An 11,806-nucleotide genomic window follows, 5' to 3' on the forward strand; every position below is an offset into this window, starting at 1 on the left:
CGACATTATAGCAGAGGCTGAGTCTTTTCCCCTAAACAGAAACAGAGGGCTTATTGTGAATAGAAAAATATTATTGCTTGCCGGAGCCGCTGCGGTCATCGCCGCGCCTGCCCATGCACGCGAAGGACAGCCATATATCGGCATCGAGGGCGGTTACGTCCTTGGCACCGACATCGATATGGACCTGGAATCACCTGTCAGCGAGGAGCGCGCTGCGCGCGTTGATCGCGAAGGTGGCTTCGAGGTTGGCGCAGTCGCAGGTTACGACTTCGGCAACTTCCGCTTGGAAGCCGACGTCAGCTATCGCGAAAACGATACCGACCAGTTCGAAGTCATCACCCCGGGCTTCAGCAATGCATCGGGCCTCCCGATTGCGCTGAACCAGACCGATCTCGGCAACGCGGATGTTTTCGCAGCCATGGTCAATGGTCTGTTCGAAGTGGGTAAAGATGATGGCTTTACTGTCTTTGCCGGTGGCGGCGTGGGTGTTGCCCATGTCGAGATCAGCACAGGCAACAACACCATCGGCGTTCCGATCAGCGATGGTGACACTGGTCTTGCATATCAGGCGATCGCAGGTGCCCGCGTTGCGGTTACCGACAATATCGATCTTGGCCTGAAGTACCGTTATTTCGTGGCGGACGATGTCGGCATTGATGCAACCAATCTGACGCAGCTTGATGCGGACTTCGAAACACACTCGATTCTGGCAAGCGTGCTCTTCAACTTCGGTGCGCCAACGCCTCCACCACCGCCACCGGCACCAGTAGCACCGCCGCCACCCCCACCCGCGCCACCTGCACCGCCGCCCCCACCGCCACCGCCTGCACCTGCATGCAACACTGGCCCGTACATCGTGTTCTTCGATTTTGACCAATCGAACATCACTGCGGACGCAGCGACCATTCTGGACAGTGCTGTGACAGCCTATTCAAACTGCGGTTCGGCGTCCGTAATGCTCGCAGGCCACACTGACCGTTCCGGCAGCGTGTCCTACAACGAGGCATTGGCACAGCGCCGTAACGCAAGCGTCACCCAATACCTGGCTGGCAAAGGCATTCCAACGGGCCGTATCTCTGCACAAGCCTTCGGTGAAACGCAGAACCGCGTCCCGACCGAAGACGGCGTTCGTGAACTGCAAAACCGCCGCGTGGAAGTCACTTACGGTCCGGGTTCGGGCATGTAAGGCAAGGCTACACAAGCCAAATAAACAAAGGGGCCGGAGTGATCCGGCCCCTTTTTTGTGGGTTCAGGAAACCGCGCTGTTCAGCGGATAAAGAAGCCCGCCACATCGAAGCCATCTTCGGTGCGGATCATGATGACTGTTTCGGTAAGCCCCGCTTCACTGCCTTGAAACGCGGTTGCGAATTGCAGAATTTCATACTCGCCCGCAGGTGCATTCGGAAGGGAGTCTGTCTTCTGAACATTGGTAAGCTCGCGCGATAGAACCGTTCCTAGTGGCTCTCGAACAGGTTTAACTGTCTCTGCCCATTTCTCCTTTGAGACCTGTTGCTGAATAAAGTTGCCTGCAACATCCCAGCTGCCCTCCCAATCGCCTGAGTCCACCTCAGCCAAAAAACGTACCGCCGTCGCGTAGCTTTTCGCATCGCGTTGATCGCTGAGCGTCGACATGACGCTGGCATTTGTGTCTTGCGCCTCGCCAGATGCGGAAGAGATCGAAGCGTCACCCGAAGAGGAAACGGCGGCAAAAATTGCGGCTGCAATGAGTAGTGACATGATAAACATTCCTCCTGCTAGCCAGACCCAGCGATTGGGTGCTTTCTGGCTTCGTTGATCGAGGACTGCAGTATCGCCACGCTCCCCGCCCTCAGCCATCCCGAAAGATGTGTGTGCAGGGTTTTGGGGTGGGTTTTGGGGTGTCTCCCCCTCGGCATCCCGCAAAATTCTTGCGGCCTCGCGGCTGCTCGACACACCCAGTTTTCGGCGTGCATTGCGCAGCCGATCGTTGACCGTATGCACCGAAAGGCCAAGCAGGTTGGCAGACGATTTCGCATCGTGGCCCTCGACAAGCAGGCGAAGGGCTTCTTTCTCCTTGTCGGTTAAAGTCTCGATTGCCGCTGTCATCTCACCTCAACCATTACGCCACCAGTTTCAGGTTCGCCCGCCCGCGCGCAGGCGTAAGGGTGACATTGGCAAGGCCTTCCATCTCGGCCAAACGTTCCGCAAGATCGCCATTGAGGACGAAATCAGTGCCAAGGCGCACGTGCGCGTCCTCGGCCTCGCCAAGGATTAGGCGCAAGAGCACCTCGCCCTGGGCAGCTGGATCTTTCGTTAGCTCAAGCTTCAATTCTGCAACTGCATCAAGGCTGTGCACGTCCGCTTTGAGCAGCATGGGGATTGAGCCAGAGACCGCCGCCAATGGCCGCGCGCCGCGAACGGTAAGCCTTGGGGGTTCGCCCGGATTGGGGCTGTCTAGCTCAACCGTCAAAAGCACGCATTCGCCGCTCGCGGCCCACTCGGGGAATTTCTCGACCAAAGATTCCTCGAAGCACGCGCTGGAGAATTGCCCCGATAAATCGGAGAAATCGGCCCGGATGAATTCCGCGCCGCGCTTGGTGCGCCCCTTGCTCGCACTCTCGACCATAGCGGCGATCATCGCGGTGGAGCGGCCTCCTGCTGGCGCGCCGCCTTCCATCAGGCTTTGATAGGTGCGCGCGCCGTGGGCGCTGGCCGCCTCGCGATATTGCTGGACCGGATGGGCGGAGAAGTAAAAGCCGAAGTTTTCGCGCTCTTTCGCCATTTGTTCGATCCGCGGCCAGGGCTCGCTTGGTTGCAGCCGCAGGTCATCTTGCGGCGCATTGTCGCCTCCGAAAAGCCCGCCCTGCCCGCTGGACCGCTCACGCGCCGCCGCGTCGGCTGTCGCGAGCAGCAAGTCGGCATTGGCAAACAGCTCCCCGCGATTGGGGTGAAGGCCATCCAAAGCGCCTGCACAGATGAGGCCCTCCAACTGACGCCGGTTCATCGAACCTTGCGGGATACGCTCGAAAAAGTCCTTGAGGCTTTCAAACTTCCCATTGGTCTCGCGCTCCGCGACCACGGCGTCCATCGCCTTTTCGCCGACATTGCGAATGCCTGCGAGCGCGTAGCGGACCGCATAACCGTGGTCGGTTTGCTCGGTCGTGTATTTCGCGTGGGAATAGTTCACGTCCGGCGGCAGGACTTCGACACCAGTCCCCCCTTCCCGCTCTGCCGGATATCGGCGCGCATCGTCGACAAAGACGGAAAGCTTGTCCGACTGGTGCATGTCGAAGCACATGGATGCAGCGTAGAATTCTTCCGGGTAATGCGCTTTGAGCCAAGCGGTCTGGAACGCGAGCAAGGCGTAAGCCGCCGCGTGCGATTTGTTGAAGCCGTAGCCTGCGAATTTGTCGATCAAATCGAACAGTTCGTTCGCCTGTTTCGCCTCGATATCAGAGACTTCCTTGCAGCCTTCGACAAAACGACCGCGCTGGACATCCATCTCGGCTTGCACCTTCTTACCCATCGCGCGGCGCAAGAGGTCAGCGTCACCCAGCGAATATCCCGCAAGGATCTGCGCGGCCTGCATCACCTGTTCCTGATAGACGAAAATGCCGTAGGTTTCGGCCAAAATGCCTTCCAGTTTGGGGTGAGGATATTCAATCGGCACCTCGCCCGCCTTACGCTTTCCGAACAGCGGGATGTTGTCCATCGGGCCCGGGCGATAAAGCGAGACGAGCGCGATAATATCGCCAAAATTGGACGGCTTCACCGCTTTCAGCGTGCGGCGCATGCCTTCCGATTCCAGCTGGAACACGCCGACCGTGTTACCGCCTTGCATCAGGTCATAAACGCCTTTGTCATCCAGGGGCAGCGCGCCAAGATCAATGTCGATGCCCCTTTCGGCGAGCAGGTCCACCGCCTTGCGCAAAACCGACAGCGTCTTGAGGCCTAGAAAGTCGAACTTTACAAGGCCGCTGCTCTCGACATTCTTCATGTCGTATTGCGTCACCGGCATATCGGAACGCGGATCGCGGTAGAGCGGCACCAATTGCGCCAATGGCCGGTCGCCAATCACAACGCCCGCCGCGTGGGTGGAGCTGTTTCGTGGCAGGCCCTCGAGCTGCAAAGCCAGATCAACCAGGCGTTTCACCTCATTGTCGTTGTCATATTCCTTCTTGAAATCCGCCGCACCATTCAGCGCGCGTGGCAGCGTCCAAGGATCGGTCGGGTGGTTGGGCACCATCTTGCACAGCCGGTCGACCTGACCGTAGCTCATTTGCAAAATCCGCCCGCAATCGCGCAGCACTGCGCGCGCTTTCATCTTACCAAAGGTGATGATCTGCGCGACGTGATCGGCCCCGTATTTCTCCTGCACATATCGGATGACTTCGCCGCGCCGTGTCTCGCAAAAGTCGATATCGAAGTCGGGCATGGACACACGTTCCGGGTTCAAAAACCGCTCAAAAAGAAGGCCCAACTGAATGGGGTCCAGATCGGTGATCGTCAGCGCCCAGGCGACAATCGAACCCGCACCAGACCCGCGTCCCGGCCCCACCGGAATGCCTTGGTCCTTGGCCCATTGGATAAAGTCCGCAACGATCAGGAAGTAGCCGGGGAACCCCATGCCAACGATGATGCCGATCTCGTAATCAAGCCGCTCGAAATATTTCGCGCGGGCCTCGTCCGAGAGGTCTTCATAGGTCGACAACCGGTCTTCGAGCCCCGCCTTGGAAAGGTCGGCGAGCATCTTGGCCTCGCCTTCAAGGTCGCCGGCGAGACTGGGCAAAATCGGATCACGGTAAGGCGGCGCATAGGCGCAGCGCTGTGCGATCACGAGCGTGTTGGAAATGGCCTCCGGGATATCCGCGAAGAGCTCTTCCATCATGCTCGCAGACTTGACGAAGGCTTGCGGGTTGGTGCGCGGGCGGTCTTCGTTTTCGATATAGGTCGAATTGGCAATGCACAGCATGGCGTCATGGGCCTTGTGCATATGCGGCTCGGCAAAGTTGGCAGGATTGCTCGCCACGAATGGCAGATTGCGGGCATAGGCCATGTCGATAAGCGGTTCTTCCGCGCGTTCGCACGCGGCATCGCCTGACCTTGCCAGTTCGATGTAGAGGCGGTTCGGGAAGAGGTGTTCTAGCCGTTCGATCAACTCGCGCGCCGCGTCATGCTGTCCTTCTGCCAAAAGCCGCGTCAAAGCCCCTTCGCCCGCTCCCGTCAAAGCGATCAGGCCGTCCGAATGCCCCTCAAGGTCAGACATTTGCACATGCGGCTCCAGCTCCAGAGGCCGGTCCAGGTGCGCAGCAGAGACCAGATGGCAAAGGTTGTCATACCCGGCCTCATCCTTGGCAAAGAGCGGCAAGTAATCAACGAGCCTCCCGTCTGACCCTTCCCGCGCCACGCCGAGCAATGTGCCAATGATGGGCTGCACGCCCTCGCCCTTGCAGGCATTGGCGAACATCACCGCGCCATAAAGCCCGTTGCGGTCGCAAATCGCGATAGCGGGATAGCCACGTTCTTTCGCCAGTTTGGCAATCGCCTTGGGATCAATCGCCCCTTCGAGCATCGAATAGGACGACAAAACGCGAAGGGGTATGAACGGGGCAAATGACATGGATGGAAATATGCGCTCTTCGGGCAGCGAGGCCAAGGGCAGCTTCCACAGGATTTTGCCATACTCGACCACGTCATCCTGAACTTGCTTCAGGATAACGCTTTCGGATCAGCGCCAAGCATCATCGGTTATCCTGAAGCAAGTTCAGGATGACGAAATGGGACAGGTTTAAAGCAGCTTCTCGATATCCTTCACGATGGTCTTTGGGGCATCTTGCGGGCCATAACGCTTCACCACATTCCCCTCACGGTCGATCAGGAATTTGGTGAAGTTCCATTTGATCGAGGTCGAACCCATCAGGCCCTTCTTTTCCGACTTCATCCAGTCAAACAATGGCGATGCGTCATCACCGTTAACATCAACCTTCGCCATCAACGGGAAGGTGACGCCGAAATTGACCTTGCAGAATTCAGCGATCTCATCGGCATTGCCCGGCTCCTGAGCGCCGAATTGATTGCAAGGGAAACCCAGAACCTCGAAATCCTGATCCTTGAACTGCTGATACAGAGCCTCAAGCCCATCATATTGCGGGGTAAATCCGCATTTGGACGCCGTGTTCACCACCAGCAGGACTTTGCCCTTCTTGGTCGCAAGATCGAGCGTTTCGCCCCGGTTGGTGGTGACGGTGAAATCAGCGACAGTGGTCATGGTTCTTGAGAATCCTTTGGTCTGTAAATCAAATCAAAGCTCGTCTGCCACGAAAGACCATGGTCCGTCGAGGCCTCACCAAACTGGCGCACAGCTCCATCGTCCATCTTTGAATAGGTCATGCGCACAAGCGCATCCACGCCCGGCCCTGCGATATTGTCCCAATATCCGGTGAGCACCATCTTGGCCCCAGTTTCATCGGCGACAACGCCTCCTTCAAAGTCGACACGTGTGCCGTCGCTGCCAACCCATGTCTGTTCCCAGCGGCCGGTATTGTGATTGACCGAAGACAGGCTGATCCCGCCATTCCCTTGCAAAGGCATCCATTGCTCCCGAATGGTGCACCCGCCCGAGAGCTTCTCGATCCGGCTGCTTGCAACCTGATTGTCTTGGCCGTTGGGATAGACGTCCCATTCCCCGACCCACAAATCGAAGCCTGCATGCACTTCGCTCGCGCAAGGTTCCGGCGGCGGAGGTGGTGTCGGCGTCTGTGCAGGAGCAGTGGCGGCTTGAAGCAGAGCGATCGGATAGAAAACGGTGAGCATGTTAGTCCCTCCCTGACACGCAGGACTGTGCCACCATTCACCCCGAAACGAGAAACAAAAATCTACAAAACGGCAATGTCAGCCGCCAAGTGCCCTATTCGAGCACGCCGTCATGCAGGCGCACCACCCGGTCCATGCGGGCGGCCAAGCGTTCATTGTGTGTCGCGACCAGAGCAGCGCTGCCCTCCCCGCGCACAAGCTCCAGAAACTGGCCAAGAACGGCGTCAGAAGTGGCCTCGTCAAGGTTGCCCGTCGGCTCATCGGCAAGAACAAGCGTGGGACGGTTTGCAAGCGCCCTTGCGACGGCCACACGCTGTTGTTCACCACCGGAAAGCTGGCTTGGCCGGTGGGTCAGGCGGTGACCCAAACCAAGGCTGGTCAGCAGGCTCTCGGCGCGCGCGATTGCCTCTGCTTCGGGCGTGCCCGCCACCATTTGCGGCATCACCACATTCTCTGTCGCGTTAAAGTCGGGCAGCAGATGGTGGAATTGATAGACAAACCCCAAATGCTCGCGCCGCACACGGGTCCGGCCATCTGACGCGAGGTTCTCCGCCGCCTCACCTGCGATATGGATCGACCCTTCAAACCCGCCTTCCAGAAGGCCGACAGCTTGAAGCATAGTCGATTTGCCAGAGCCAGACGGCCCCAAAAGCGCGACAATTTCGCCCGGCATAATGTCGAGATCGACACCGCGCAGGACATCAATGCGCGTGCCCCCTTGTTCAAACGAGCGGCACAGGCTGCGTAAAGAGACAATGGGACTACTCATAGCGCAGCACCTGAACCGGATCAGTATTGGACGCTTTTAGCGCGGGGTAGAGCGTGGCAAGGAAACTCATCCCAATGGCGAGCGCTACAATCCCGGTGATCTCCCACGGATCAACCCGAACCGGCAGAGTGGTGAGAAACCGAACCTGAGGGTCCCAGATTTCAACGCCTGTGACAGCTGCGATACCATTCACAATGCCATTGCGGAAATACAAAAGCACCAGACCAAGCAAAAGGCCCACAAGCGTTCCTAGAGAGCCAATCGTGGTGCCCGTCGTCACGAATATCTTGAGCAATGACCGCCGCGATGCGCCCATGGTGCGCATGATGGCAATATCACGGGTCTTGGCGCGCACCAGCATCACAAGGCTGGAGAGGATGTTGAACGAGGCAACCAGAACCATAAAACTCAGCACGAAGAACATTGCGACCCGTTCAACCTCAAGCGCCTCAAACAAGGTTGAGTTGATCGATTTCCAGTCGGCAATTACGGCGCGGCCCGTCAACTGCTCTTCAATCCCGCCAAGAATATCGCCGACGTTATCGGGGTCCGTCACTGTCACTTCGATCAGGCCGATCTTATCGCCCAGAAGAAGCAGCGTTTGCGCATCGGACATCGGCATAATGACGAAAGTTTCGTCAAAATCATAAAGGCCGATCTCAAAGATCGCGCCCACCTCATAACCGACCTGCCGGATCGAGGTGCCAAAGGGTGTCGCGCGTCCTTGCGGGTTGATAATGGTGATCGTGTCGCCGACCCGGATGCCAAGGTTCGTGGCAAGCTGAACGCCAATTGCGACTTTTCCGCTGCCCGGCACGACATTGGCCATATCGCCCATGATGACCTTATCGCTCATGGAGGCGATATCTTCGTCAGTATTGCCGCGTACAAAGATCACATTGCTTCGGCCATTGAAGGCACCCATCAAAGGCTGTTCAATCAGGGGCGATGCATTGATGACCCCATCGGTCGCCTGAACATCGGCAAGCACACGCTCCCAATCGTCAAGCTCACCGCCATATGCCTGGATCACGGCATGGCCGTTAAGCCCTGCAAATTTGTCCAGCATCTCGCTGCGAAAGCCGCCCATGACGCTCATCACGAGCACCAGCATCGCGACCGACAGCATGACGACGCCCACAGAAATCCCGGCGACCAGCGCGATAAACGCCTCGCCTTTGCCCGGCCATAAATAGCGCTTGGCGATCATTCTTTCGAAGGGGGTGAGCATTTGTATCGGCGTCTTTGAACTGCGATTTGTGAATGTTAGCTGTAGGCGGGCTTTAAGCGGCCATCCGCGCGCGCACAATCCGCAAAGCGGCGCTAACTGTGTGTAATCGAAATGCTGCAGTTTTACTGGCACCGCAGCCATTACGCGAAAATCTCGGGGAGTCGGCAGGAAGAATACTTGTAATTGAACCGTAACACCGTCATTGACGCCCCCATCGGCGGGGACACCATCTCACGGTCACAAAACGTCGGGGCAGCGGGCGAGGAATCGATGGCACTTACCGGGTCAGATCAGTTCGACGGAAATCTCACACATCCTTTCCTTGATGAAGACGGCGATAAGCTGCGCGAGGAATGCGGTGTTTTTGGCGCGATCAACGCCGAGAAAGCATCAGCCGCCACGGCTCTTGGCCTTCATGCTTTACAGCACCGCGGGCAAGAAGCGGCCGGCATTACCAGTTTCGATGGCAAAGATTTCATCTCTCGCCGAGGTCTTGGCCATGTGGCGGAGAACTTCTCCTCTCAAGAGGCGATTGACGAGCTTCCCGGCAATATGGCCGCCGGACATGTGCGGTATTCTACCACCGGAGGCGCAGGTCTTCGCAATGTGCAACCGCTTTATGCAGAGCTAGCGAGCGGCGGTTTTGCAATCGCGCACAATGGCAATATCTCCAACGCTCTGGCGCTGAGAAAAGACCTCGTTGGCAAGGGGTCTATCTTCCAGTCGACCTCTGACACCGAGGTCATCATCCATCTGGTCGCCACATCGCGTTATCCGACGGTCGCTGATCGCCTGATTGATGCGCTGCGTCTGGTAGAGGGTGCCTATGCTCTAATCGTGATGACACCCACAGGCATGATTGCTTGCCGTGATCCCTTGGGCATTCGCCCACTTGTGATGGGCAAGATGACGAACAGCGATGGTTCTGAGTCCGTCCTGTTCGCCAGTGAAAGCGTGGCGTTTGACGTGGTTGGCGCGGAAATGATCCGCGAGGTCGAGCCGGGCGAAATGCTGACCGTTGGCTTTGATGGCCACGTCGAAAGCATGCGCCCCTTTGGCAGCCCTGCGCCGCGCCCGTGCATTTTTGAACACGTCTATTTCAGCCGGCCCGACAGCATTTTCGCCGGTCAAAGCGTTTATGAAGCGCGCAAAGCCATCGGCCGTGAGCTTGCTATCGAAGCGCCCTGCGATGTCGATCTTATCGTGCCCGTTCCCGACAGCGGCGTCCCTGCGGCTATCGGTTATGCGCAAGAATCGGGCGTACCGTTCGAACTTGGTATCATCCGCTCACACTATGTCGGGCGCACATTCATCCAACCGGGCGATGGGGCGCGCGATTCCAGCGTAAAGCGCAAGCACAACGCCAATCGCGGTCTGGTCGAGGGCAAGCGGATCGTCCTGATCGACGATTCCATCGTGCGCGGCACCACCAGCCTTAAAATTGTTCAGATGATGCGCGATGCGGGCGCAAGCGAAGTGCACTTCCGCGTTGCCAGTCCGCCAACGGCGCATTCCTGTTTCTATGGTGTCGATACGCCGGAACGCTCCAAACTGCTGGCGGCGCGCATGGATCTGGAACCGATGCGCGAGTTTATCAAAGCAGACAGCCTTGCTTTCATCTCCATCGACGGCCTTTACCGCGCGGTCGGTTCAAAGGGGCGCGACAGCAAGTGCCCGCAGTTTTGTGATGCCTGTTTCACGGGCGATTATCCGACCTCTCTGACCGATCTTGCAAAGACCAAGGAAGGCAGCGATGAGCTCCCTTTTGCTGATCCCAAAGCTGCCTAAGGCACACCACACATGACAGATACAAAACCCCTCGAAGGTCAAACCGCTCTTGTCACCGGCGCAAGTCGCGGCATTGGCGCTGCGACCGCGATTGCCCTTGCTAAGGCTGGCGCGCATGTGATTATCACGGCGCGTAAAGTTAAAGAGCTTGAGGCGGTTGAAGACCAGATCCACGCCATCGGCGGAACCTCGACCATTGCGCCTGTCGACCTGATGGAACCCGATGCCATCAGCCGCCTGGCTTCTGCTATCGCGGGGCGCTGGGACACGATTGATCTGATGGTGATTTCAGCAGCTTACCTGCCCGAGCTCACACCGCTTAGCCAGATTGATCCCAAGCAGTTCAACACCGCGATCCTGACCAATGTGGTCGCCACGCAGGCGCTTTTGGCAGGGTTTGACCCGCTTTTGCGCCGCGCCAAGGCGGGCAAGATCATTGGCCTCACCAGCAGCGTTGGCGCCGATCCGCGTCCTTATTGGGGCGCTTATGGCTCAACCAAGGCTGCGTTTGACAATCTGCTCGATACATATGGTGCAGAGGTAGAGAAGCTCAGCGAGCTTCGCGTTGCGATCGTTGATCCGGGCGCAACCCGCACAGCTATGCGGGCACGCGCTTACCCAGGGGAAAACCCCGAAACGCTCAAAACTCCGGAAGTTGTGGCCGATCGCATCGTTGCGCTTGCCACCGATGGATTTGAGACCGGGCACCGCGAACGGGTCGACTAAGCGTCAATTTTCGCCATAGCGGGCGAATTATTCATCCCTAACCGGCCATTAACCCTTCGGAGCAACGCTTCGTTAGGCACTCCCGTGGCATGCCACTCGTAATCAGAGACCACCCACTGATTTGAAGAAGGTATGCACGGCTATGCCAACCGGAAGTAGTCATTACCACAAAGCAGCACAGGAAGATCGCTGCTCACCCCGAACGCGCCTCGTAATTCCTGCAACTTTGCGGGCATCAGGCGGCCGCGCGTTTCAAACCAATGTGCAGGATCTGTCGATTTCGGGCTTCTCGGCAAGCTCGATCAACCGCATGCACGACGGGCAAATGTGCTGGCTCACCCTGCCCGGCCTCGAATCGCTTCAAGGCCAGGTCGTATGGTGGGAAAACTGCGTCGTCGGCGTCGCGTTCGAAGAGCTCCTCAGCCCGATCGTGCACGACAACCTTCTGCAGCGTTACAGCAGCACCGGTGTGAGCCGCACGATCATCTGATCGCACCCCG

10 protein-coding genes are annotated in these 11,806 nt (G+C 57.9%); 4 read left to right on the plus strand and 6 right to left on the minus strand.

Annotated features, from left to right (window positions below):
• Nucleotides 1-55 precede the first annotated feature (55 nt).
• Nucleotides 56-1,186: an OmpA family protein gene (locus tag AC0V6Q_RS05130; protein WP_486167334.1), complete on the plus strand. Its 1,131-nt coding sequence runs from the start codon at nt 56-58 to the stop codon at nt 1,184-1,186.
• Nucleotides 1,187-1,266: 80 nt separating this feature from the next.
• Here the strand turns inward: AC0V6Q_RS05130 and AC0V6Q_RS05135 are convergent, their stop codons facing one another.
• From AC0V6Q_RS05135 to AC0V6Q_RS05160, 6 genes are all read right to left on the minus strand, one after another.
• On the minus strand, nt 1,267-2,085 hold the full coding sequence (locus tag AC0V6Q_RS05135; protein WP_486167335.1) for a DUF4019 domain-containing protein: 819 nt from the start codon (nt 2,083-2,085) through the stop codon (nt 1,267-1,269).
• 13 nt (nt 2,086-2,098) lie between these two features.
• Complete coding sequence (gene dnaE / locus AC0V6Q_RS05140; RefSeq protein WP_486169258.1) at nt 2,099-5,599, minus strand: DNA polymerase III subunit alpha; 3,501 nt, start codon at nt 5,597-5,599, stop codon at nt 2,099-2,101.
• A 168-nt stretch (nt 5,600-5,767) separates the two neighbouring features.
• Nucleotides 5,768-6,247 (minus strand): glutathione peroxidase, encoded by a 480-nt coding sequence (locus AC0V6Q_RS05145; RefSeq protein ID WP_034957899.1) that lies wholly within the window; start codon nt 6,245-6,247, stop codon nt 5,768-5,770.
• Complete coding sequence (locus tag AC0V6Q_RS05150; protein WP_486167336.1) at nt 6,244-6,792, minus strand: hypothetical protein; 549 nt, start codon at nt 6,790-6,792, stop codon at nt 6,244-6,246. Before AC0V6Q_RS05150 ends, AC0V6Q_RS05145 begins: the two co-directional genes overlap by 4 nt.
• A 94-nt stretch (nt 6,793-6,886) precedes the next feature.
• Nucleotides 6,887-7,561 (minus strand): ABC transporter ATP-binding protein, encoded by a 675-nt coding sequence (locus AC0V6Q_RS05155; protein WP_486167337.1) that lies wholly within the window; start codon nt 7,559-7,561, stop codon nt 6,887-6,889.
• A complete protein-coding gene (locus AC0V6Q_RS05160) occupies nt 7,554-8,792 on the minus strand; it encodes a lipoprotein-releasing ABC transporter permease subunit (protein ID WP_486167338.1) in 1,239 nt (412 codons plus the stop codon). Before AC0V6Q_RS05160 ends, AC0V6Q_RS05155 begins: the two co-directional genes overlap by 8 nt.
• Before the next feature lie 270 nt (nt 8,793-9,062).
• On the opposite strand from AC0V6Q_RS05160, the gene purF reads away from it, so the two are divergent.
• From purF to AC0V6Q_RS05175, 3 genes are all read left to right on the plus strand, one after another.
• A complete protein-coding gene (gene purF / locus AC0V6Q_RS05165; protein WP_486169259.1) occupies nt 9,063-10,580 on the plus strand; it encodes an amidophosphoribosyltransferase in 1,518 nt (505 codons plus the stop codon).
• A 12-nt stretch (nt 10,581-10,592) separates the two neighbouring features.
• The gene (locus AC0V6Q_RS05170) at nt 10,593-11,306 is read left to right on the plus strand and encodes an SDR family NAD(P)-dependent oxidoreductase (RefSeq protein ID WP_486167339.1); all 714 of its coding nucleotides are present in this window, start codon (nt 10,593-10,595) and stop codon (nt 11,304-11,306) included.
• A 142-nt stretch (nt 11,307-11,448) separates the two neighbouring features.
• Nucleotides 11,449-11,796 carry a PilZ domain-containing protein gene (locus AC0V6Q_RS05175; protein WP_486167340.1) on the plus strand — a complete coding sequence of 116 codons (348 nt, stop codon included), beginning with the start codon at nt 11,449-11,451 and terminating at the stop codon, nt 11,794-11,796.
• The last annotated feature ends 10 nt before the right edge of the window (nt 11,797-11,806 follow it).

Source organism: Erythrobacter sp. S227 (assembly GCF_057364925.1).

Bases quoted from the DNA above. Each gene is read 5' to 3' on its own strand.
- AC0V6Q_RS05135 (WP_486167335.1), bottom strand. From the start codon at position 2,085: ATGACAGCGGCAATCGAGACTTTAACCGACAAGGAGAAAGAAGCCCTT.
- dnaE (WP_486169258.1), bottom strand. From the start codon at position 5,599: ATGTCATTTGCCCCGTTCATACCCCTTCGCGTTTTGTCGTCCTATTCG.
- AC0V6Q_RS05145 (WP_034957899.1), bottom strand. From the start codon at position 6,247: ATGACCACTGTCGCTGATTTCACCGTCACCACCAACCGGGGCGAAACG.
- AC0V6Q_RS05150 (WP_486167336.1), bottom strand. From the start codon at position 6,792: ATGCTCACCGTTTTCTATCCGATCGCTCTGCTTCAAGCCGCCACTGCT.
- AC0V6Q_RS05155 (WP_486167337.1), bottom strand. From the start codon at position 7,561: ATGAGTAGTCCCATTGTCTCTTTACGCAGCCTGTGCCGCTCGTTTGAA.
- AC0V6Q_RS05160 (WP_486167338.1), bottom strand. From the start codon at position 8,792: ATGCTCACCCCCTTCGAAAGAATGATCGCCAAGCGCTATTTATGGCCG.
- purF (WP_486169259.1), top strand. From the start codon at position 9,063: ATGGCACTTACCGGGTCAGATCAGTTCGACGGAAATCTCACACATCCT.
- AC0V6Q_RS05170 (WP_486167339.1), top strand. From the start codon at position 10,593: ATGACAGATACAAAACCCCTCGAAGGTCAAACCGCTCTTGTCACCGGC.
- AC0V6Q_RS05175 (WP_486167340.1), top strand. From the start codon at position 11,449: ATGCCAACCGGAAGTAGTCATTACCACAAAGCAGCACAGGAAGATCGC.